Origin of the sequence: Tautonia plasticadhaerens, assembly GCF_007752535.1 — a bacterium.
Taxonomy (GTDB): Bacteria; Planctomycetota; Planctomycetia; order Isosphaerales; family Isosphaeraceae; genus Tautonia; species Tautonia plasticadhaerens.
This window is the reverse complement of the sequence record NZ_CP036426.1, coordinates 5,359,109-5,381,767: the sequence shown is the minus strand read 5'-3', so window position 1 is coordinate 5,381,767 and position 22,659 is coordinate 5,359,109. Positions and strand designations below refer to the sequence as shown.

The window sequence follows — 22,659 nt, the reverse complement described above, 5'->3', positions numbered from 1 at the left end:
CCGGCCGTCGGGGCGATGGTGTCTCGGGCCGGACGCCCGGGAGTCGTGCCGATCAGGTGATGACAACCTCGCTGACCTGGAACGTGGGGAACGTCGGGTCGTCGGATCGGTTCTGGAGTCGAAGATTCACGGGGACCGGGGAGACGACCCGGATCGCGTTGCCGCTGAAGAAGAGGTATCGCGGCCCGACGCCCCGGCCGACAATCGTGACCGGTGTTGGCCCGGCCTCGACGACCCGAAGCTCGGAGGACGTGGGGAAGATCTGGGTGTCCGGGTCGAACGATTCCGACGAGGAGAGGAACGGGGCCTGGACGAATTCCAGGGTCCCCCTCCCCTGGAGCTGGAAGAGGGTGACCCCATTGGGGGTCCCGAACGCACTCCCGATCTCCTGGAGCAGCAGCCTCCGGCCCCGGGCGAAGGTCAGGGAGAACTGGCCGTTCCCGAACGCATCGAACTCGGGAAAACTGGTGATCGGATTTCCGGCGAGGTCGGTCAGCGGCAGGATTGGAGTGAAGTCGTCCGGCCCCGCGTGGCGGAGGACGTACGCCAGGCTCCCCGGCAATTGCCGGGCGGGTTGCAGGAGCACGGAGTTGGAGGCCGGCTCGTAGGTGGCCGATCGGATGGCGATCGGGGTCCCGTTGTAGGAGCCGGTGCTCCCCATGAAGCGGAACGGGTACTGGGCGAACAGGGCATAGGAGGCCGGGTTCGACGCCAGGGCCGGGTCCATCGGCTCGCTGAAGGTGAGGCGGACGGCGGCGATCCGGTGGCCTCCCCGGGCGGGGATCATCTGGAGGCCGGCGATCGTCGGCGAGGTGATGTCGGCGCTGTCCGAGATCCGGACGGTCGTCGTCGCGACGTTCAGTTGCGGTGGGAAGCCCGGCGGGACGGGGATTCCGGGGGGGAAGATCTCCTCGGGGGGGATCGGGTCGCCGGTGGCGGTGACGGTGAAGGTCTCGTCGTCGTCGTCCTCTTGGTCGGGCAGGATCGGGACGGAGAAGGTGACCGATTCCTCGCCGGGGGCGAAGGTGACGCTCGTCGGCGTGGGCTGATAGTCGACGCCCGAGGTGGCGGTCTCGTCCCCATAGGAGACGGGGAACGTCTCCTCGGCGGCAAGTTGCTCCGGAGGGCCGAAGCGCCGGAGCGTCAGCTCGACCGATCCGGTCGGCTCGGCGGCGCGGACGACCTGCGTGTCGAAGAAGACCCGGGAGAGCAGGGCCCGGCCTTCCAGTGACTCGATCGGGAGTCGACCAATGATTGGTCGATGGGCGATCGAGGCTCGCCGTCGGCGATGACGAAGGGCAATCATCGGGGGGTCTCCGGCCCGAGACGCGCCAGGGGGCCGTCGATCGACGGCGAGGACTGCCCTCCCCAGAACCGGGAGGACCGCCCGTCAGTCGCCCGAGGCTCATCGTTCGGGCGAGACAACCCTAGCACCACAGACCGGTCAAATCCAGCGATTTTGACCCGTTCTTCGAGATCCCTGGGAACTACCCGGCGGCCCGCTCCGGTGTCCCCGGTGCGGTATATGCAGGTCAGCCGTGCATCTGCCCGGCCTCGATGCCCCCGGCGGCGAACTGGTTGAATTCCAGGTACTGGAGGTGCCGGTAGAGCTTGCTCTCGGCCTGGAGGTCCCGGGCGGTGCCGCTGGCCTCGATCCGGCCGTTGTGGAGGACGATGACGCGGTCGCATGCCCGGATGGTCGAGAGCCGGTGGGCGAGGAACAGGACCGTGCGGCCCTGGGAGAGGCGGGCGACGGCGTCGTCGATCAGGGGCTTGATCGTCTCGTCGAGGGGGACGGTCGGCTCCTCAATGATGAGGATCGAGGGGTCGTGCAGCCAGGCCCGGGCCAGGGCGATCCGGTACTGCTCGTCCACCCGGAGGTAGTGGCCGAGCGGGCCGACGTAGGTGTCGTAGCCCTCGGGGAGGTCCTGGATGATGTGGTGGGCGTGGGCGTTCTTGGCGGCCTCGATCATCCGGGGGAGGTCGTAGCTGGGGTCCCCCAGGCCGATGTTGAAGCGGACGGTGTCGCTGAAGATCAGGTCGGACTGGAAGACGGTGGAGACCTGGGCGCGGAGGGAGTCGAGCGTGACCTCCCGGAGATCCAGGCCGTCCATGCGGACCCGGCCGGTGCGGGGGTCGAGCAGGCGGGGGAGCAGGCAGACGAGGGCCTGCTTGCTGTCCTCGTCCCGGCCCATGAGAGCGGTCCGGGAGCCGGCGGGCAGCTCCAGGGAGACGCCCTCCAGCAGGCGACGGCCGGTGGGGCCCTCGACCGAGACGTTCTCCAGGACGATCCGGTTGCGAACCGGCGAGAGGAACTTCGCGGCGGGGACCTGGAGCAGCTCGGGGCGACGGTCGAGGAACCGGGCCACGTCGAAGGCGGCCCGCGCGGCCCGACGCCGGACGCGGCGCATCCGGGCCCAGCCGGAGAGGGGCAGCGGCAGCAGGCCGAGGGTGAGGGCCAACGTCAGCGCGGTCGACGGTTCCAGGGCCCCGGCGAGGGCGAGGTAGCCGACCATGCCGAAGGCCAGGGCGCCGGCGATCCCCAGCAGCAGCGCCACGCCGGGGCCGGGCCGGGTGTCGAACGGGAGCCGGGAGGCGTCGGCCTCGCGATACTCCTCCAGGTGGTCGTCGAAGCGGCGGTTGTCGGCCCCCTCGATGGCGAAGACCCGAACGGTGCGGATCTGGCCGAGGTCCTCGTGCAGCAGGCTCATCTTCATGGCCGAGTCGCGCTCGGCGGCCGTGGCGGACGACGAGGAGCGTCGCAGCAGCGAGGAGGCGAGCAGGGCCACCAGCAGGCCCAGCACGCCGAGGAACAGCGCCATCTGCCACGAGAGGGCCAACGCCAGCACCAGCAGGCCGATGAACAGGACGGGGAGCCGCCAGAGGCCGTCGAGCCCGGCGCGGAAGCCGTCCCGGAGGTCGTCGACCTGCCGGGTGAACAGGTCGACGATCGGGCCGATCCCCTCGGTCGGCAGGGACGACTGGCCGAAGCGGTACATCTGGCGGTGGATCTGCCGCCGGAGCGCGGCCCCCAGGCGGGCCGAGAGCCGGGCGGCGGCCCAGCGCCGGAGGGCGTCGAGGGTGGTGATCGCCAGCAGCAGCCCGAGCGCCACCGCGACGAGGATGGCGAGGATCCCCTGGGCGGCGACCCGCCGGGATTCCAGCGAGGCGGCCCCGCTGGGGTCGCCCGGCAGGGCCAGGGAGATCCGGGCCAGCGTGCGATCCCCCGAGCCCTCCAGCCTCACCGTCGCTTCGCCCGGCCCGGAGTCGATCAGCGCGATGACCAGGCCGACCACCAGGACCAGGGCGACGACCAGCAGCGACTGGACGACCCCGGCGAGGTGGATGACCGCCTGGCGGGTGGAATCGATCCTCGCGCCTCGGCGGACGCGGCGATAATCGTCCCAGCTCATGTCTCTCGGACCCCTCCCCCGGGGCGGGGCGTTGGGCGCCCCGGGGCCGGTCGGCGCGGCCCGCGTGCTTCGGGCGGGCCGGCCCGGGTGCGGGGCGTCACGCCACGTCGCGGGTCTCGAATAGCAGGAACGCGAACAGCAGGGCCGCTCCACTATACAACACGCAGTAGAGCAGCGCCGGCAGCACGTAACCGACCCAGGGGATGATCACCCCGGTCGAGATCGCCGGGCCGGCGTTGAAGAACTCCAGGAACGGCAGGGCCCACTGGAAGAGGCGGGCCATGAAGGTGACCAGCTCGTTGGCCCGGATCGCCTCGGCCTGGCGGACCAGGACCTCGGTGAGGTGGCCGAGGAAGAAGATCGAGATGCAGGTGATCAGGTTCACCAGCATCGGCAGGCGGGTCGAGATCGCCACGCTGATGGCGGCGATCACCGTCACCTCGAAGAAGCCCAGCGCCAGCCCCGGCATGACCTGGAGCACCTGCTTGATCCGCATGGCCGAGTCGACCGTGCCGCCCGCCCCCTCCCGGAGGTCGTACACGTACTTGTACCAGACCCCGGCGGAGAACAGGGCCCCGAGGATCAGGAACAGCACGAGCACCGCCAGCTCGATCCCAAGGAACTTGCCCAGGATGAACTGCCGGCGGTTCACCGGCTTGGAGAGCAGCGTGACCGCCGTCTTCCCCTCGATCTCCTCGGCCACGGCCGAGCTGCTGGTCAACAGCGCCAGCAGCAGGGCGAAGAAGGTGATGGTGGTCAGCCCGGTGTCCTTGTACATCTTGATGTCCTCGCCGAACGTGAAGTACGGCAGGAACACCGAGGTGATCAGGATCATCGAGGCGAAGGCTAGCAGGACGATGAAGGCCGGCTGGCGGATCGCCTGGGTGGCGGTCGCGCGCGCGATGGTCAGCGCTTTCATGGCAGTGGGGGCTCGGCTCGCGTCGTTGTCGGGTCGATGCGTGGGGATGGATGAGGGCGGAGGCCGCCCGGACGCCGACCGCGCCCGACGGATCGGGGACGCGGGCCGACTGACTGCTTCAGTATGCTACGCGGAACCCGGGGAATGGTTCGCCCGGGGGGAGGTTTTCCGAATGCTCCTCGCGGATGACCCGCCGGAGTTCGGAACGGACCGCCGCCAGGAACGTCTCCACCTCGTCCTCCGGGCCCTCGACGACCAGCTCGACCCGCCCGTCGTCCAGGTTGCGGACCGTGCCGCCCACCTCGAAATCGTCGGCGATCCGGCAGGCCGTGGCCCGGAATCCCACGCCCTGGACTCGGCCGTCGTAGGAGACGCGGCATCGGGTCATGACTGCGTGATCCTGGCCCATCGGGGCAAATCGGGGGGGGCGGGTCGAGGCGATCGGCATCGAGTGTAGCGTCCCGGAGTCCCGGCGATCAACCGGGGCGGAACGGCGGCCGGGCCCGGCCGGGTGATGCGACCCGGACAATCCGACGCCGATGCGCGGCCCTGGCGATCCGTCGGCCTCAGAACGGGAGGAATCGGGCGATCGACAGCAGGTAGACGAGGATCAGGAGCACCCCGAGCGCCCGGCCGCTTCGATCGACCCAGTCCCGCGACGGCCGCCATCCCCCGGCCAGCACGAGGGCCAGCCAGACGATGATCACCGCTCCTCCCGAGCGATCCACGGTGGCGAGGAACGTCGTAGCGGGGTTGGCCAGGGGGACCATGGGCAGGGTGCTGAGCATCGTGGCCGAAAGGGCCGCATGGATCGAGACGCAGGTCACGGCGAGGCAGGCCACCATGCCCGGCTGGTGAAAGGCGTCCTGTCGGTCAGGGCGGGGGGCTCTGAATCGCAGCAGTAACAAGGCAGGGGCCGCCAGGGCAAGGAACGGGATCGCCAGAATGACCTGGCTCCAGATCTTCAGAGAGAGCGGGACCTCGGCGAGTCTCCAGGCACCGCGATACGTCGCCGGCTCTGCGTAATAGAGTCGGAGGACCGTCACGGCCAATCCCGCCGAGACGACCAGGATCATCAGGTCGGCCAGCGTGATCCGCCTGGGAGGCCGAGCCGAGCCGATCGGCTTCCCGGGGGCTCCTCCCGGCGTCGAGGCCGAAGCATGATCCATCATCGCGTGCGACCCTCGACCGACCTCAAGGAGAGCAACCGAGCCGCAACATCGGGCCGGGCCACCTTGGGATCGGAGGCTACCAGAATCCGATCTCGACCGTCAGGCCACGAGTGGGAACATCGCGTCCCGTCTCGGGCCGGGGCCCGTCGTCGGCGCCCGCAACCCGAGCCGGACGTTCGAATGCCAGAGGGCCCGGCGCCCCCGGGCCGGGGTCGCTCGGGAGCGATCCGGCGCGGAGGGCCGGGCCCTCTCGCATAGCTTCGACGATTCTGAGGAAGGGGCCGGGCTGGTGCTAACCCGGCTTCCCATTCATCGGCTCACAGGCCGTTCAGCTGAAGGGAATCCACCCGGCCGGAGGCGGCGGGGACGAGGACCTCGGCCGATCGAAGCGGGCCGACGCCGATGCCGTCGAACGGGACGAGGGCGCCGCCGGTGGCGGCGGTGTCCAGCGTCAGGCCGGCGAGCGTCATCGGCAGGCCGTTCTCGACGACCAGCCGGTTGCCGCCGTCGGCGTTGCCGAGGCTGCGGACCGTGACGAACTTGGAGGCGACGGCGCGGTCGATGCCCGAGCCGAGCATGATGGCATCGACCGAGGAGGTCGGTGCGTCGAGCGCCAGCTTGGCGGTGCCGCCGTTGGTCCACTCCCGATCCCGGCCGACGCCGTGGACGGCGATCCGCCCGGCGGTCTGGCTGTCGGTCGAGGAGGTGAGGGTCACGACCAGGTAGAGGGCCGGGCCGGAGGCGGTCGGCTCGTCGGCCCCGCGGACGACCCGGGCGGGCAGGCCGAGCAGGGGGGCGCCGTCGAGGGCGTCGGCCAGCCGGGAGGCGTCGTCGGCCAGGTCGCCCTCGCCCTGGACCCGGACGAAGACCCGGCCGGAGGTGAGGTAGGCGGGGTCGACCAGCTCGCCGGAGGTGGAGGCGTCGAGCGCCTCGACGAAGCGGCCGGCCAGGGCCAGCTCCCACTGATTGGCCAGCTTGGGGGAGAGCCGCTCGACCTGGGGGATCGCCAGGCCGTTGCAGACGTTCCACATGACGACCTGGGCCACCCGACGGCCGGTGCCGTAGGTCGCCAGCGACCGCAGGGCGCGCTGGACCCGGGCGTCGGGGGAGTACTCGGAGACGTCCAGCAACTCGAAGCGGTCGGCCGGCTTCGGGTCCGCCAGCCCGTAGTTCAGGCAGACGGCGGGCAGGGAGACGGAGACTTCCTCGCCGCTCGGGACCGTGACCGCCTGGGCGGTGGACTCGCCGGAGACGGGGATCGATTGGAAGCCGGGAAGCCCGGCGGGGGAGGGGGACTCGAACCGGCCGAAGGCCTCCGGCTGATTGGTCGGGGCGCCCAGGCCCATGCTCTGGAACTGGCCCGAGGCGGCCGACGCGACCAGGCCGGGCGGGAGGACGACGTGGAGGCGCCGGTCCGAGGTGTTCTTGATCCGGAGCCGGACGCGGTCGTTGCCGGCCCCCCGGGCCTCGACGGCCAGGTCGCCGGAGCGCTGGGCGCGGAGGATGTCGATCGTCTCGCCGAGCAGCTCGGGGGACGGCGGGAGCCCGATCGGCTCCTGGGCCCGGGCCGAGTCTCCGGCCATCGAGAAGAGCAGGCCCAAGGCCGCCCCGGCCCGGACCAGGTCTCGCAGTCGCCAGTTCATGGACACCACCTCTGCACGGGTTCGATCCGGGGGGGCCGGGCGATCGGCCCGGGTCGGGCCAGGCGCATCGGTCGGGCCGGATCGCCCCTCGGCTTCCGGTTCCGAAGCGAGGACCGCACTCGCCCTTCGGCGTCGCCGGCACGCCCGGCGCGGCGGCCCGAATCCCAGGGACGCACGGGACGCCCTCGGGATTCGATCCTCATTCGTCATCCTTGCATCGGCACCGCGAGGCCCCCGGCTTTCCCAAAATACCGGGTCCTGCCCGCCCGACGCTCGGCCTTGCCGACCCGAGCGGGGCCGGGTGGGCGATTGACCGCCGGGCGATCCATCGTTACATTTTGGACGATCACCGGTTAGGGTGACGTTCCGCGCCCGGCCCTCGACGGCCGAAGGGGCCCCTCTCCCCCCCGGCGGGATCGTCCCCGTGCGTCGCATCGGCTCCAACCAGGGATGATCGGGGAGACGCCATGAGCCTGGGAGAAGGAGGAGGGTCGAGCGGCCTCGAATTCGAGACGCTCGAAGGGTACAGCTGGCCGACCATCACCCAGTTCTCCGTGTTCCTGGAGAATCGGGTCGGGCAACTGCTGGAGCTGGTGAAGTCGTTCTCCGGGTCGAAGGTCCGGATCGTCGGCCTGTCGATCGCCGATTCGGCCGACTGCTGCATCGTCCGGATCATGCTCAGCCACAGCGAGCAGGGCCGGGAGATCTTGCGGAACTCCGAACTCCCCTTCGCCGAGAACGAGCTGCTCGTGGCCGAGCTGACCGCCGGCTCCCGGACCCTCTCGGACATCTGCACCGCGCTGCTCCAGGGCGAGGTGAACATCCACTACGCCTACCCGCTGATCGTGCACCCCCACGGGCGGGCCGCCGTGGCGATGCACATCGACAACGTGGAGCTGGCCGGCCAGATCCTCCGGGATACCGGCTTCGAGGTCATCTGCGAGGCGGATCTGAGATCCTGATCCCTCGCCCGGGCCCCGGGGACGCCTCCCGGAATGACGACGCCCCGGAGACCGCCTTGCGGCGGCCCCGGGGCGGGTCCGGCACCGAGGGGCGTTGATCCGCCGGCGAGGGGCCCCGGCGTCGGGCTGGCTCCGATTCGCCGGGGCATCGCGGGTGTCGGCGGGTCAGTTCGCCAGCGCCTCCTCGAGGGCCTCATTGCGGTCGGGCTGGCTGGACTGGATCTTCCGCATCGCCTCCTGGTAGGCGTTGGCCACCTGGTCGGCGTCCCAGTCGACCATGCGCCCCGGGAAGTCCTGGAGCTTGCCCCACTTGTTCAGGTATTGCAGCAGGCCGACCTCGTGCCGGCTCTCCTGGTCCTTCACCCAGGCGAACAGCGCCCGGCCGGACCGGGGAGGGGTTCCGACGACCCCGCCGCCGTGGCCGCCCGACTCCCGGGGGGGGGCCGTCTGGACGCCGTTCCGGGCCCGGGCCGGCTGTTCGCGGTCCCGGCGGGCCGGGGACTCGGCGGGGGCGGGCACGGGTGAGGCCGAGGAGATCGTCGGCTGGGGCTCCCCGGAGGCGACCTCCTGGGCGGGGACCCGTTCCCGGACGAACTCGGGGACGCCGTCCCGGTAGAGGTAGCGGGCGATGCCGAACTTCACGGCGGCCCGCTTGAAGGCGTCGGAATAGCCGCTCTTGTCGTCATCCCCCTGGTCCGACATCCCGGCGTAGCCGCCGGCGTCGGCCTTGGTGAGCAGGGTGCCGTCGGGCAGCCGGATCGTCAGCTTGCAGAGGACCGAGTGATCCGACGGGATGAACTCGTCCCACCAGTTTTCTGGCCCCAGGATGCTGTCGAGCCGGTTCATGGCCGTCCGGGCGGTGATGTAGTGGAGCTGTCGGCCGGCCTGCTGCCGGACCTTGACCTCGTGCGTCGCGAAGGGCGCGGCGAGGGCCGCGAAGATGTCGGGGTACTGGGTCATCGTGTCTCGCCCCCCGGAGGATCGGACGATCCGGCCTCGATTCGTCGCAAGTCCTTGCGGAATCGGCCGTCCGCCGCCCTCGCTAGGTAGAACCACCGGGTGCATCGCCGGCCCCGGATCGGGCCCGGCTCCCGGAACTCAAGGGCCGGGTCCATCACCGCGACCGTTGTCCAGGTGTACAGATTGTAGGGGCTGCACCTTCCAGTGTCAATAAGTTCAGTACCGGGGTCGAGTCGGGCGCCCAAGTTGGGAGTCGGCATGGACCTTGTGATAGGGTTCAGGGAACAATAATGGTCCATCCCGGGCATCCCGGATGGGATCGCCGGGCCGACGGTCCCCGAGTCCGGGGGCCGGGGTCGGGCGAGTCCTCGAACCCGAACTCGACGGAGAAGCCGAGCCGATGTGGTCACTCGCCCTGCTGTTTCTGCCCGGAATGACGCTCCCGGACGCCCCGGATGGCTTCTCGGCCGGGGCGGCGGTCGACCGGACGCTGGCGGTCCGGGAGCAGGAGCGGTCGTATCGCGTCTACCTGCCCCGGGGCTGGTCGGGGGCGTCCCCGGCGGTGTTCGTCTTCCATGGGGAGGGGGGATCGGCGGACACGGTCCAGAAATACGCCCGGTTCGAGCCGATCGCGGACGAGGAAGGGTTCGTGGTCGTCTACCCCCAGGGGATCGGCCGGAACTGGGACTACGCGCCCGGGTCGCCGGTGGTCCGGAGCCGCGGGTTCGGGGCTCTGTACTCGAAGGAGGGGACCAGTGCCGAGACCGACGAGCGGTTCGACGACGTGGCGCTGGTCCGGTCGATCGTCGACGAGCTGTCGGACCGGGGGGTGATCGACCCGGGCCGGGTGTTCGCGACGGGGATCTCCAGCGGGGCGATGTTCTGCCACCGGCTGGCGGCGGAGGCCTCGGACGTGGTGGCCGGGATCGCGCCGGTGAGCGGCGGGATGTCGGAGCCGGTCGCCTCCCGGTTCGACCCGAAGTTCCCGGTGTCGCTGGTGGCGATCATCGGCAACGACGACCCGCTGATGCCCGCAACCGGGGGCCCGATCGCCCCGATCTTACCGCAGGACCGGGGGCGAGTGGCCCCGGTCGAGGAGACGATCGCCCGCTACCTGGAGCTCGACGGCATCTCCGGGGAGCCGAACGTCGATACGCTGCCCGACGGCCCCGAGGATGACGGGACGACCACCCGGGTCTACCGCTACCCCCCGGGCGAGGGCGGGACCCTGGTGACGATCTACCGGATCGACGGTGCCGGGCACAACTGGCCGGGGCGACCACTGAATTACCACGTCCAGATGGTCGGCAAGGCGAGCCAGGACTTCGACGGCAGCGTCGCGATCTGGGATTTTTTCGAGCAATGCCCCCCGAGGCGGGTGGTCCGCTGAGCGACCGGGGGGCCGTGGGCTGAGCCCCGGGCCGGGAGACCGATGACCGACCCGGCGGAACGGCCCGCCGGCGGGCTGGGCCACATGGGTCCGCCCCGCCGGCGGGCCGTCGCGTCTCGCCGATCGGACGTTCCCGCCAGGCGTTCCGATCGGCGGATGGTGTTTCATTCGGAATTGCCTGGATCCCTGTCCTTCAGGGTGGCTGTGGTCGAGCGCAGCGAGCCCCCGGTCCCGCGAGCATCGGACCGGGGGCTCGCTGCGCTCGACCCCAGCCACCCCGACCGAGAATCGTAACAATTCAACGCAATCCCGTATCACGAGGGGAGGCGGCCACGCCCGCCGCTCGGACCGCCACGTCCGCGCGATCGACCTCTCGATCGGTGATGGCCCGGGTCCGTCGCCGTTCGGCGTCGCGCCGGCCACGCCCCAGGCCCGTCGGATGAAATTGAGATCGTCAGGGCTGCGGGTGGTTGAGCGGGTCCGCGCGTCCTCTCCTGGCCCGGGTGTGCCGCCGGGGGCTGCTGGGGCATGGGCCGCCGCCATCCCGGAGGCGTCAGTCTGGATTGACTCGATCACCGCCCCTGAATGGATACGACTCGATGCAATTCCGCAGCATCCGGCCAGGCCGCGCCCCTCGGCCCCTCCCCGTCGGCCGACGGGTTTGGGAATGGCATCCCGCCTCGGACCGGACCGAACGACGAAAGCCGCCGTCCCGAACGGGTCGGGGCGGCGGCTCACGGTGGTCCGGGGGTTGACCGGGCGCGTCGGCCTGGGTCGGGGCAGGGAGGGGCGTCAGGCGCCCGGCCCGCCGGCGGAGAAGCCGTACTGGTTGAGCTTGAGGACGAGGAAGAGGCACCCGAGGACCATCGCGCCGAGGGCGACACCGAGCAGCACCACGAAGATGTCGCTCTTAGCCTCCTGGACGTAGACCCCTCGGCCGCGCTGGGTGGCGGTCGACTGGGAGCGGGTGCCCCCCCGGGCCCGGCCGGCGCCGGACCTAGCTCCTCGGCTGGATCTTGCCTGCGACACTGTCTCCCTCCGTTACCTTGCGGCCCAGGTAAGGCTCGATCACGCGGGCGACGGACTTGTCGGCCTCGGTCAGCGTGACCTTGAGCTTGCCGATGTACTGCGGGGAATCGCCGGTGCGGAAGATGAAGTACTCCTGCCCGGCCCTGACCCCGTCGTCCTCGCCGATGGAGATCTCGATGTAATCATTGGCGACGCGGAGGACGCGGCCCTCGATGTCGGGCGAGACGACGACGCCCTGGGCGGCCTGGCGGACCAGGTCGCGGTCGGCGGGCAGGCCTCGGGACTCCAGGTAGTTCTGGTAGTCGGCCAGGGCGGTGCGGAGGTCTTCGTTGTTGCGGGTGGCGGTGTCGAGCTGGCGCTCGAGGTTGAAGATCTGCTCGTTGAGCTGCGACTGCTGGGCCGCGTAGTCGTTGGCCACCTGCTGGGCGGCCTGGAACTGCTCGCGGAGCTGGGTGGCCTCGCCGGTGGCGGCCTGGGCGAGTTGCACCTGGGTCTGGGTGGTCCGCTGGGCCTCCTCGACCTGGGTCCGGAGGCTGGTGACGTCGGCCTGCAACGTCCCGATTTGATTGTTCAGGTCGGTGGCCTGGGCCGTGAGCTGGCCGATCCGGGCGTCGCGGTCGGCGACTTCCTTATCGAGGGCGGCCTTCTGGGCCGCCAGGTCGTTCTTGGCGGTGTTGAGCTGCTGCTGCAGCTCGTCCCGGCTGGTGGTCACCTCGCCGTAGGCATCCCGCCAGTTCGTCGAGGCGGTGAAGACCACCGTCGACAGGGCGAGGAAGAACAGGGCGAAGGCCAGGATCACGATGACGAGGATTTTTCCGACGAACGTCATGGTCCCATCCCGTTGCGATCGGAGTCAGACGGTCGGCCGCCCGGCCCACGTCGGCGCGCCCGGGTGTCGGCGAGGCGAGAGGGGGCTGGACCGTGGACTTGGTGGAGGTGGTCTCGACCGGAGCGGCGAGCGACCCGAGAGCCGGGTCCGCGAAGGTGCCGTCGTTCCATGCATTGTAGCGCGGAGGGCGACGCCTTCGCAAGTCGCCCGCCGGGGACGACTTCGGCGATCGGTCGGCTCGGGTCGCGGCGGCGAGCGAGGACGTCCGTGGGGGCGTGGCCGAGCGAGTTGCCGCGACTGCCGTCCGACCGGGCAGACTGGAGCAACTCTACATGACCTTCTGCCCCCCGGCAAACCGGCGGCCCTCTTCGACGCCCCTAGGCCCGGCCCGGTTCCCTCGCAGCCCGATCGACCCCCCGATCCGCGCCCCCCGGCACAGCCCGAACGCGGGGGCGGATTCTTTTTCGAGAATCGGTCGAGCCGGGCGACATCCGGGCCGATAACTGATCTGGTGCTCCATGCCCGCTCCGAGTAGAAAGAGGCCCGCCAGCCGTGGACGTGCCGCCGAGCGAAGACGATCGAGCCGATCGGGAGGCTTCCGGGCCCCCTCGACTCGATCGTTGTTTGCGCGGTGGCCCGGACGCGGCGGCACCGGGTCCCGACACGAGGTCGGGGCCCGGGGTCGGTGACCAGGGGCTACTCCCAGGAAGGGCCGGGGGATTCCTATCCCCTCGGCATGCAGTCTCCTCCCTCGAATCCTCCCCTCTTTCCTCGGCGTCCCGCCGGCCTGCCCAGGCCGGCGGCGCGGACCATCCCCGCTCGATCGCCCGGGCCGACAGGCCCCTGGGACCGATCGACGCGCGGGAATCGATCCGGGCGATCGCCCCTCGTCTCTCGTCCTCATCCTCGGTGGTTTCCCGGCGCCGGCCAGACCGGCCGGTGCCCCCCGGGTCGGTCACGAAGGCCGGTCCCGGGGGAACGTTCGCGGCCGACTCGCCCCGTGCGGTCGGGCGGTCCTGCTCGGCGTCGCGAGACGTCGAGGCGGGCCGCCCCGCTGCCCGATCGGCGGGTCGACGCCCGGGAAGAAGGAGTCCATGCGGCATGACCACCGCCCCCCTGATCCTGACGCTGGCCCTGGCCCTCGCCCCGAGCAACGCCGACGCCTCCCCGGCGTCCCCCGGCCCGAACGCCGGGGCGAGCGCGTCGGCCCGGGGCCCGGCGATCCTCGACTTCCACGCCGAGTGGTGTCCGCCCTGCAAGCAGATGCGGCCCCGGGTCGCGCTGCTGGAAGAGAACAACTATCCGGTGCGGTCGATCGACGTCGACCAACATCCCGAGCTGGCCGAGCGGTACCGGATCGAAGGGGTCCCGACCTTCGTCGTCGTCGACGACCAGGGCCGGGAGCTGGCCCGCAAGGAAGGGCTGATCGAGGCCCGGGAGCTGGCCGACCTCTACCGGGACGCGCTCGGGCCGACCCCGGTCACGAACGAGTCCCGGCCCGAGATCCGCCAGGCCTCGGACCGCTCCGCCGGCTCGACCCGGCTGCCGGACCCCTGGGCGACCGTGGTCCGGATCCGGGTCCACGACCGGGGGACCCTGGGCTTCGGCTCGGGGACGGTGATCGCCAGTAACGACGAGGAGTCGATCATCCTCACCTGCGCCCACATCTTCAGCGTGAAGGGGAGGCAGCCCTCGGCCCGGCAATTCAACCTGCCGGTGATGGTCGAGCTGTTCGACGGCAAGCTCGGCGGCCCCGGCGGGCAGACCGTCCGGCCGGTCGGCGAGCCGATCCCCGGCGAGGTGATCGACTACGACTTCGACCGGGACGTGGCCCTGGTCCGGATCCGCCCCGGCCGGGCCGTCCCCTCCTCCCGGGTGGTGCCGCCGCACTGGAAGGCGGAGGAGCGGATGGGGATGTACACCGTCGGCTGCTCGCACGGCGAGGATGCCACGGCCTGGAACACCGTCATCTACGCCCCCAGCTCCCGGTTCCGGGTGCCCGGGAAGCAGTCCTACGACGCGATCGAGTGCCTGCACTCGCCGAAGCAGGGGAGGTCAGGCGGGGGCCTGTTCACGGACAACGGCTACGTCGCCGGGGTCTGCAACTTCGCCTTCGACCCGTCGGTCGGCCGGGGGCTGTACGCCTCGCCGAGGTCGATCTACGCGATCCTCGACCGCAACAACCTGTCGCACCTCTACCAGTACCGGGCGCCGGTCTACGTGGCCGACGCCGGGACGCCGGGGCGGCAGGCCCGGGCCCCCTCCGACGACGTGACCTTCCGGGGCCAGACGCCCCCCGAGTCCGACGCCCTGGCCGACCGCAGCGGCCGGGTCCTGGCGGTCGAGCCGATCGAGGTGCCCCCCCCCGAGTTCCTGGGGATCAGCCTGCCGGAGCACTCCGGTGCCGCCCCCTCCCAGGTCGACGCCTCGGTGCCGAGGTCGGAGATCGGCCGGGCCGATCGCCCCGTCCGGTCGGGGTGGAAGCCGATCCAGCCGGGGGGCTTGGCCGTGGAGGGGAACAGGCAGGCCGGCACGTCGGGCCGATCCGTGGACCGTCCCGTCCCCGCCGGGTCGACCCAGTCCGCCGAGACGGCCCGGGGCGCCTGGTCGAGGATCCGGGGGTCGGGCGGCTGATCCCGGCCGCACCCCGGATCGTGTCCGTCATCGACATCGAGACGAACCGGCCGGCCCGAGGGCCGGCCGTCGTCATCCCCTCACGAGAACAGGTCGCGGCGGGCGGCCTCGAAGACGGCGACGACGGCCGGGTGTTTCAGTCGGCGTTCGATCGAGATCGCGTAGAACTGCTCCCGGACCTGCTCGACCCGGCCGACGACCGCCACCCCGTACTGTTCGCAGACCTGGCGTTCGATGACCGTCGGCGCCGGGAACAGGCCGGCCCCCGCGTGGCCGAATGCCTTCATCAGCGCGCTGTCGACGAACTCGCCGACGACCCGGGGCCGCAATCCGAGGTCGTCCAGCCAGTGGTCGAGCGACCTCCGGAGCGTCGTCCGCTCGCCGGGCATGAGGATTGGGGCGCCGGTGATCGAGCTGGGGAAGCCGGCAGAGAGGGCCTCGGCGAGGTCTGCGGGGGCGAAGAGGGAGACGCCGCACTCGCCGAGCAGGTGGTTGAAGGCCCGGATCGCGGCCCCGGGTGCGATCGGGGCGTCGGAGAGGACGATGTCCAGGCGGTGCCGGGCGAGGTCGCTGAGCAGCTCCTCCACCTTCCCCTCGGTGCAGACGATCCGCACCGGCTCCTCCAGGTGCAGGGCCGGTTCCAGGAGCTGAGCGACCACCAGCTTCGGCAGGGCGTCGATCACGCCGACGGAGAGGCGGAGCGGGTGGCCGGCGGGCCTGCCGGAGATGACGTCTCGCAGTTCCCGGCCGAGCGAGAAGATCTCGTCGGCATAGCGGTAGGCGACCCGCCCGGCGTCGGTGAGCACCAGGCCCCGGCCCTGGCGCTCGAAGAGGCGGAGGCCGAGGGAGCGCTCCAGGGCCCGGATCTGGGCACTGATCGTCGGCTGGGAGACGTCGAGCTGCTCGCAGGCGGCGGCGATGCTCCCCTCCCGGGCGACCATCCAGAAGTAATGCAGGTGGTGGTAGTTGAGCGCGTCCACTCGCATCAGGATACGCGACTCGGCCGGGGCCGCAAGGGCATCGAATCGGGGAGGGGGGGCGGCGATCCATCGGAAAAATCGATGGGAAACGCGCGACCCTTCTATTTGTCGACCGGGCTACGTCTGCCTAGAGTAGGGAGGTGGGGGCCGGAGTCGGCCCTCGTGTCGGGAACCTGGCCGGGCGCGGGAACGAGGCGATGCGAGTGGTCGTCCGAGGGGTGGGGGTCGTCGTCGACCGGGCGATCCGGGAACACGCGGGCCGCCGGGTCGGCTCGGCGCTGGGCCGGTTCGGCCCGAGGCTGGGACGGGTGACGCTCCGGCTCTCGATCGACGGCGGGTCGGCCGTGCCGGGGGTCCGATGCGGGGTGACGCTGGGGATGCCCGACGGCTCGGTGGGGGTCGAGGACAGCGGAGACGAGGCGTTCGAGGCGATCAGCCGGGCGGTCGACCGGGCCGGTCGGGCCCTGGGTCGCGAGGTCGATCGGCGGCGGGCGGCGATCTAGGCCGACGAGGGCGGGTGGTCGGGCGTCCGGGGCGGTCCCGGGCCGGGCCGACGCGAGTGGCCGGGGCGAGGGCGAGCGAATGGGCTGGGCCAGCGACGTGGTGCTCGATGCCTGCACCCAGGCGGCCGGTCAGGAATACGACCCGGTGCTGGGGAGACAGCTGATCTACCAGGCCGAGCGCGAGTTCCCCGGACCGGCCGAGGAGACCTGGCAGGCCCGCCTGTCGATGATGGGCAAGCAGTTCGGCCTCCGGATGACCCCGACCCGGTGGTCGGCCCGGGAGGCGATCGCCACCGCCCGCCCCGACATGCCGGTGGTGACCTACGCCCCCGGCCGGGACGGCCGCCCCGGGGAGTGGATCACCCTGGTCGGACGCCGGGGCAACTCGGGCCGCCTGGCGGCCGCCGACCGAGGGGACGTCGGGCCGACGATCTCGGCCCGGGACCTGGCCCGCAGGCTCGGCCTGGAGGGGGCCGGCGTCGAGGCAACCTGGATGATGGTCCTCCCCCTGGCCCCCTGCCACGCCCTCCGGGATCCCGACGCCGACGAGAACTACCACCGGCACGGCCAGAAGGCCCACGGACACGGACACGGACACGGACACGGACACGGTCACGGGCACGCTCATGGACACGGGCCCTCCCCGCTGAAGCGGCTGCTGGGGTTATTGCAGGCGGAGGCGAGGAAGGACCTCTGGCTGATCGTCGCCTACGCGGTGGGGGTCGGCATCCTCTCGCTTGCCACCCCGCTGGCGATCGAGGCGGTGGTGACGACCGTCGCCCTGAACCTGCTGCTGCAGCAGTTGATCGTCCTGACGCTGATCCTCTTCGCCTGCCTGTCGCTGGCGGCGATCCTCCGGGCCTTGCAGACCTACATGGTCGAGCTGATGCAGCGGAGGCTGTTCGTCCGGGTGACGGCCGACCTGGCGTACCGGCTCCCCCGGGTCCGGATCGACGCGTACGACCGCAACAACGGCCCCGAGCTGGTCAACCGGTTCTTCGACGTGCTGACGGTGCAGAAGGTGGCGGCCCTGCTGCTGCTGGACGGCATCTCGGTGATCCTCGGGGCGGCGATCGGCCTGGTGGTGCTGGCCTTCTACCACCCGTTCCTGCTGGGCTTCGACCTGGTCCTCCTGCTGTCGATGACGCTGATCATCTACCTGCTGGGCCGGGGGGCGATCCGGACGAGCATCCAGGAGTCGGTCTCCAAGTACGAGGTGGCCGGCGGCCTGGAGGAGATCGCCCGGGCGCCCCTGGCGTACAAGGTCGACGGCGGGTCCGACTTCGCCATGGACCGGGCCGACTCGGCGACCCGACGCTACCTGTCGGCACGCCGTCGGCACTTCGGCATCCTGATGCGGCAGATCATCTTCGCCCTAGCACTCCAGGCGATCGCCAGCTCGGCGCTGCTGGGGCTGGGCGGCTACCTGGTGATCCAGGAGCAGCTGACGCTAGGCCAGCTCGTGGCGGCGGAGCTGATCATCGCCACCGTGCTCGCCTCGTTCACGAAGCTGGGCAAGCACCTGGAGGCCTGGTACGACCTGATGGCGGCGATGGACAAGCTAGGCGTGCTGGTCGACCTGCCGCTGGAGCGGCCCGACGGCGAGGTCCACCGGGAACTCGATTCCCGGGGGGCGGCATTGACCTTGCGGAACGTCTCCTACGCCTTCGAGGACCACCGGGACGTGCTCCGCCACCTCGACCTGGAAGTCCGGGCGGGGGAGCGGATGGCGGTCATCGGCCCGAGCGGCTCGGGCAAGAGCACCCTGGTCGACCTGATCTACGGCCTGAGGCAGCCGTCGGGCGGCTCGATCGAGCTGGACCGGACGAACACCCGGGACTTCCGGCTCGAATCGCTCCGGGCGGAGGTGGCGGTGGTCAAGGGGGTGGAGGCGATCGAGGACACGATCCTGGAGAACGTGCGGGTGGGCCGGCTCTGGCTCTCGCTGGTCGACGTGAGGCGGGCGCTGGACGCGGTCGGGCTGCTGGAGGAGGTCTCCGACCTGCCCGACGGCCTGCACACGATGCTCTCGAGCAAGGGGGCGCCGCTGTCGCTCGGCCAGGCCAGGAGGCTGATGCTGGCCCGGGCGATCGCCGGGGATCCGAGGCTGCTGATCGTCGACGAGGGGCTGGACGGCATGGACCTGGACGCCCGGAGCCGGGTCCTGGAGACGCTGTTCGACCGCTCGGCCCCCTGGACGCTGGTGATCGTCTCGCACAGCCAGGAGGTCGTCGGCCACTGCGACCGGGCGGTGATCCTGGCCGAGGGTCGCATCGAGCACACGCTGGAGCCGGCCAACGGGCGGGCCAGGGATCTCGAAGTCTGGCTGAGGGAGACCGGGCTATGTCGACTGAACTGAGGCCGAGCACCCCAGCCGAACCCTTGCCCCCCGAGGCCGACGCCACCCTGCCGGGGGCGATCCCCGCGCACCGGGCCCCGGCCCGGCGTCCCGTCTCGGGGGTGCCGAGCACCCGGCCCCGCCCCGGCCTGCCGGCCCGGGCCTTCGACGGCGGCTCGGGGATGCCCGCCCTGCGGCAGGTCGGCACGCCGAGGGTGGCGAGGAAGGTCGGCGTCATGCTGATGTTCGCCTTCGTCGCCCTGCCGGCCCTGATGATGCTCGTCCCCTGGCGGCAGTCGGTCTACGGCGACGGCCAGGTGATCGGCTTCCACCCCCTGGACCGCGAGTTCATGGTGGACGCGCCGATCTACGGCCGGGTCATGCGCTACTACGTCAACGAGGGGGACGTGGTGAAGGCCGGCGACCCGATCGCCTCGGTCGAGAACATCGACCCGCTGTACGTGGAGACGCTCGACCTCCAGCTGGGGAACTACGAGATGGCCCTGGACCAGGCCGAGCAGACGGTCCGGGCCTACGAGGCCGCCCTGGTCCAGAAGCGGCTGGAGAAGGTCCAGGCCATCGCCGAGGCCGAGGCCTCCGTCGCCGAGGCCGAGCGGAAGGTCACCGAGGCCGAGGGGAAGGTCACCGAGGCCGAGGCCGACGCCGCCGGCTACGAGATCCTCTTCGACCAGTCGACGAAGCTCTACGAGCGAGGCCTCGGGTCCGGGGCCGACCGCGTCAAGGCCGAGCAGATCTACCGCACCGCCGAGCAGAAGCTCCGCCAGGCCGAGGCGGCGTTGGCCCAGGCCCAGAAATCCGTCGAGGCGTACCAGGCCAAGCGGGATGCGGTCGAGGCCAAGGCCGAGGCCGAGATCGAGAAGGCCAAGTCCGACGTGGCGATCGCCCAGGGCTACGTGCAGAAGGCCGAGAACGAGATCCAGGACGCCCGCGTGAAGATCCGGCAGCAGCAGCAGGGCGGCCAGGTGCTCGCCCCCCGGGCCGGGACGGTGCTCCGGCTGCTGACCAACGTGGGGGCCGGCGCCTACGTCAAGGACGGCGACCCGCTGGCGATCCTCATCCCCGAGACTCCCCACCTGGCCGCCGAGATCTACCTGCCGGGCCGGGACGTGCCGCTGGTCCGGGCCGGCGACCAGGCGAGGCTCCAGTTCGAGGGCTGGCCGGCGTTGCAGTTCATCGGCTGGCCGTCGGCGGCCGTGGGGACCTTCCCCGGCAAGGTGGCCCTGGTGGACTCGACCCAGACCAAGCCGGGCAAGTTCCGGATCCTGGTCGTGCCCGACATGGACGGCCCGGAGCTGAACTACGGCGGCCTGCGGCGGGGCCGGTTCTCGGCCGGCGACGTGGTGACCGGCCGACTCAGCGGCGCCTCGGCGACGGTCGTCGCCGTGGAGCCGGACGGGGACGATCCGGGCGTCGGGGAGTTGACGATCGGCGGGATCTCTGGGGAATTCCGGCCCGATGAGCCGATGGAAAGCACGGGGGGCGCGTTCGCCTACGTCCGGAGCCCCTGGCCGTCGGACGAGTTCCTCCGGCAGGGCGCCCGGGCCAACGGGTGGGTCCTGCTCCGGGAGGTCCCGCTGGGCTTCGAGATCTGGCGGCGGCTCAACGGGTTCGCCCCGGTGGTCGCGAAGGACGAGCCCTCGGCCAAGGCCGGGGCGAGCGGCGAGAAGGACGACAAACCCAAGGTGAAGAGGCCGAAATGAGCCGCAGGACGCGGAGGCTCATCGCGATCGCGGCCGGGGTGCTCGGGGCAGTCATCCCGGCCCCGGACGCGGTCTCGCAGGATGCGATCGAGCTGCCCTCGCCGGGCCGGTCGACGTTCCCCTTCTCCTTCCAGCCCGACAGCATGCCCGGCCCCCCCCGGGCGATGGGCATGGCTCCCTTCGGCCAGGGGCTCCCCCCCAGCGACATGGCGACTCCCCTGTCCGGCCCCCCCCGGGTGATGGGGGCCTCCCCCTTCTTCCCCACGGACCCCGGCCCGTTCACCCCCTTCACGCCGAGCGTCACGCCGGGCGGCACGTTCTTCCCGGGCCTCATCCCGGGACAGGGGGGGACGCTCGCCCCGGGCATCGCCCCCCAGCCCGACGCACTGCTCACCCTGCCCGGCCTGCTCGGCCGGGAGCCGATCGGGGGACAGCCCGCCGCCGACGGCCGGGAACTCGACCCGTTCGAGCTGCCCGAGGCGCCGGGGCTGCAGCTCGGCGCGCCCTCGGTCCCCCGGGGCGCCCCCCGGGTCGACAACCTGCCCCCCGAACCCCCATTGATGCTGGAGGTGGTCCGGGGCTCGGCCGAGCGTCGATACCCGCCCTTCCTGGCGATCCTGGAGCAGCGGAACGTCGCCGAGGGGGACCTCACCTCCGCCCGCGGATCCTTCGACCTGAACGTGAACCTCGACTCGCGCAACTACCCGCTCGGCTTCTACGACCGATCCGTCCAGGACCTGTTCCTGGAGCAGCCGATCCTCGCCAGCGGCGGCAAGGTCTTCTCCGGCTACCGGCTGGCCCAGGGGCAGTTCCCGGTCTACTACAACTACCTGAACACCCGGGGGGGCGGGGCGTTCGTCAACGGCTTCGAGCAGCCCCTCTTGCAGAACCTCCGGATCGACCCCAAGCGTGCGAAGCTGTACCAGACGGAGATCGAGCGCCGGAAGGTGGAGCCGACGATCCTCAAGGAGCGGGTCAGCCTGCTGAAGGACGCCGCCAAGGCCTACTGGGCCTGGGTGGCCGCCGGGCAGGCCTATGCGGTGTACCAGGACCTGCTGGAACTCTCCCAGGCCCAGTTCCGCGCGCTGGCCGAGCAGGCGAGCCCGGAGATCGGCAGGGTCGCCCAGGTGGACGTGATCGCCTTCCAGGCCGTGCTGATCAAGCGGCAGCAGGAGGTGGTCAACGCCCGCCGGGACCTCCAGCAGGCCGCCGTCTTCCTCTCGTTCTACCTGAGGGACCTCCGGGGCCTCCCCTCGATGCCCGACGTCCGACAGATCCCGCTGGCCTTCCCCGACGCCGAGCGGCCCGACCAGGCCCAGGTGGAACGGGACGTGGCCGTCGCCCTGAGGCTCAGGCCCGAGATCTTCAGCCTGATGCTGGAGTACGACAAGGCGGAGGTCGACCGGGACCTGGCCGAGAACCTCCTGCTGCCCAAGCTGAATTTCTACGTCTACACCGAGCAGAACGTCGGCGTCCGGGACGTGGACCTCGGCTCGGACTTCCGGCCGTTCATCCTGGAATCCTCCCTCTTCTTCGACGTGCCGTTGCAGCGCCGGTACGCCCGGGGCCGCGTGCGGGCGGCCGACGCGGTGCTCCGCCAGATCTCGGCCCGGACCCAGTTCGCCCGGGACCAGATCCAGGCCGACGTGCTGAACGCCGCCGCCTCGCTGCGGGCCGCGTACGAGTCGCTGGCCTTCTACCGCAACAACGAGGTCGTCTACCGGCAGCTCGCCGAGGCCGAGCGGCAGCGTCTGGAGATTCAGGCCGCCTCCCCCTTGCTGTTCTTCGTGGTCCGCCAGCAGCAGGTGCTCGACGCCCAGGTGCTCCGCGTGCTGGCCGAGGGGAAGTACTTCTCCGCCCTGGCCGACTACCGCGCCGCCGTCGGCCTCGACGCCGTCACCCCCGAGGTGGCGAGGACAGCCCCGCCGACCATCCTCCCCGAGGACGAGATCGCCCGGCCGATGTCGGCCGACCCCGACGCCGTCGTCCCCGCCGACCCGATCCCGCCTCCTCCCGCGATCTTCCCCGGTCTCGCCCCCGGCGCCCCCAGGCCGGGGGCCATCCCTCCCGGCCCGGACGCCGCCCCCGGCGCGGCGATCGACGCCCCGGTCGGACCCGGGCTCCCCGAGGCCGCACCGGGCCCCATCCCCTGATCGGCCCCCGGGA

Annotated in this window: 17 protein-coding genes; 7 read left to right on the top strand and 10 right to left on the bottom strand. The window is 71.4% G+C overall.

What is annotated here, in order from left to right; translation table 11 throughout:
- Positions 1-52: 52 nt before the first annotated feature.
- The 6 genes from ElP_RS21565 to ElP_RS38480 form a co-directional block, all read right to left on the bottom strand.
- Positions 53-1,306 (bottom strand): Calx-beta domain-containing protein, encoded by a 1,254-nt coding sequence (locus ElP_RS21565; RefSeq protein WP_145272834.1) that lies wholly within the window; start codon positions 1,304-1,306, stop codon positions 53-55.
- A gap of 226 nt (positions 1,307-1,532) precedes the next feature.
- On the bottom strand, positions 1,533-3,413 hold the full coding sequence (locus tag ElP_RS21560; RefSeq protein ID WP_145272831.1) for an ABC transporter ATP-binding protein: 1,881 nt from the start codon (positions 3,411-3,413) through the stop codon (positions 1,533-1,535).
- A 97-nt stretch (positions 3,414-3,510) separates the two neighbouring features.
- A complete protein-coding gene (locus tag ElP_RS21555) occupies positions 3,511-4,332 on the bottom strand; it encodes an ABC transporter permease subunit (RefSeq protein ID WP_145272828.1) in 822 nt (273 codons plus the stop codon).
- Positions 4,333-4,450: 118 nt separating this feature from the next.
- Complete coding sequence (locus tag ElP_RS21550; RefSeq protein ID WP_145272825.1) at positions 4,451-4,720, bottom strand: acylphosphatase; 270 nt, start codon at positions 4,718-4,720, stop codon at positions 4,451-4,453.
- Between the two features lie 178 nt (positions 4,721-4,898).
- The gene (locus tag ElP_RS21545) at positions 4,899-5,504 is read right to left on the bottom strand and encodes a hypothetical protein (protein ID WP_145272822.1); all 606 of its coding nucleotides are present in this window, start codon (positions 5,502-5,504) and stop codon (positions 4,899-4,901) included.
- Between the two features lie 317 nt (positions 5,505-5,821).
- On the bottom strand, positions 5,822-7,147 hold the full coding sequence (locus ElP_RS38480; RefSeq protein ID WP_197446265.1) for a hypothetical protein: 1,326 nt from the start codon (positions 7,145-7,147) through the stop codon (positions 5,822-5,824).
- A gap of 467 nt (positions 7,148-7,614) precedes the next feature.
- On the opposite strand from ElP_RS38480, the gene ElP_RS21535 reads away from it, so the two are divergent.
- Positions 7,615-8,109 (top strand): acetolactate synthase, encoded by a 495-nt coding sequence (locus tag ElP_RS21535; protein WP_145272819.1) that lies wholly within the window; start codon positions 7,615-7,617, stop codon positions 8,107-8,109.
- A 165-nt stretch (positions 8,110-8,274) separates the two neighbouring features.
- On the opposite strand, the gene ElP_RS21530 is transcribed toward ElP_RS21535, so the two are convergent.
- Entirely contained in the window at positions 8,275-9,069 is a 795-nt protein-coding gene (locus ElP_RS21530) for a Rad52/Rad22 family DNA repair protein (RefSeq protein WP_145272816.1), read from the bottom strand.
- A 400-nt stretch (positions 9,070-9,469) separates the two neighbouring features.
- Here ElP_RS21530 and ElP_RS21525 point away from each other — a divergent pair, with 400 nt between their 5' ends.
- On the top strand, positions 9,470-10,459 hold the full coding sequence (locus tag ElP_RS21525; protein WP_197446264.1) for an alpha/beta hydrolase family esterase: 990 nt from the start codon (positions 9,470-9,472) through the stop codon (positions 10,457-10,459).
- Between the two features lie 792 nt (positions 10,460-11,251).
- Here the strand turns inward: ElP_RS21525 and ElP_RS21520 are convergent.
- On the bottom strand, positions 11,252-11,488 hold the full coding sequence (locus ElP_RS21520) for a hypothetical protein (protein ID WP_145272810.1): 237 nt from the start codon (positions 11,486-11,488) through the stop codon (positions 11,252-11,254).
- Positions 11,457-12,317 (bottom strand): hypothetical protein, encoded by an 861-nt coding sequence (locus tag ElP_RS21515; RefSeq protein WP_145272807.1) that lies wholly within the window; start codon positions 12,315-12,317, stop codon positions 11,457-11,459. The genes ElP_RS21520 and ElP_RS21515 overlap by 32 nt, the downstream gene beginning before the upstream one ends.
- A gap of 1,101 nt (positions 12,318-13,418) precedes the next feature.
- On the opposite strand from ElP_RS21515, the gene ElP_RS21510 reads away from it, so the two are divergent.
- The gene (locus ElP_RS21510; protein WP_145272804.1) at positions 13,419-14,951 is read left to right on the top strand and encodes a thioredoxin domain-containing protein; all 1,533 of its coding nucleotides are present in this window, start codon (positions 13,419-13,421) and stop codon (positions 14,949-14,951) included.
- Positions 14,952-15,031: 80 nt separating this feature from the next.
- Here the strand turns inward: ElP_RS21510 and nhaR are convergent, their stop codons facing one another.
- Positions 15,032-15,937 (bottom strand): transcriptional activator NhaR, encoded by a 906-nt coding sequence (nhaR, locus tag ElP_RS21505; RefSeq protein ID WP_197446263.1) that lies wholly within the window; start codon positions 15,935-15,937, stop codon positions 15,032-15,034.
- Between the two features lie 191 nt (positions 15,938-16,128).
- Between nhaR and ElP_RS21500 the strand changes: the two genes are divergently transcribed.
- From ElP_RS21500 to ElP_RS21485, 4 genes are all read left to right on the top strand, one after another.
- The gene (locus tag ElP_RS21500; RefSeq protein ID WP_145272801.1) at positions 16,129-16,434 is read left to right on the top strand and encodes an HPF/RaiA family ribosome-associated protein; all 306 of its coding nucleotides are present in this window, start codon (positions 16,129-16,131) and stop codon (positions 16,432-16,434) included.
- A 79-nt stretch (positions 16,435-16,513) separates the two neighbouring features.
- On the top strand, positions 16,514-18,793 hold the full coding sequence (locus tag ElP_RS21495) for a peptidase domain-containing ABC transporter (RefSeq protein ID WP_197446262.1): 2,280 nt from the start codon (positions 16,514-16,516) through the stop codon (positions 18,791-18,793).
- Positions 18,778-20,493, top strand: a complete 1,716-nt coding sequence (locus ElP_RS40735; RefSeq protein ID WP_145272797.1) for an HlyD family secretion protein — start codon at positions 18,778-18,780, stop codon at positions 20,491-20,493. Before ElP_RS21495 ends, ElP_RS40735 begins: the two co-directional genes overlap by 16 nt.
- Positions 20,490-22,646, top strand: coding sequence for a TolC family protein (locus ElP_RS21485; protein ID WP_197446261.1), 2,157 nt, complete (start codon positions 20,490-20,492; stop codon positions 22,644-22,646). Before ElP_RS40735 ends, ElP_RS21485 begins: the two co-directional genes overlap by 4 nt.
- Positions 22,647-22,659: the final 13 nt, after the last annotated feature.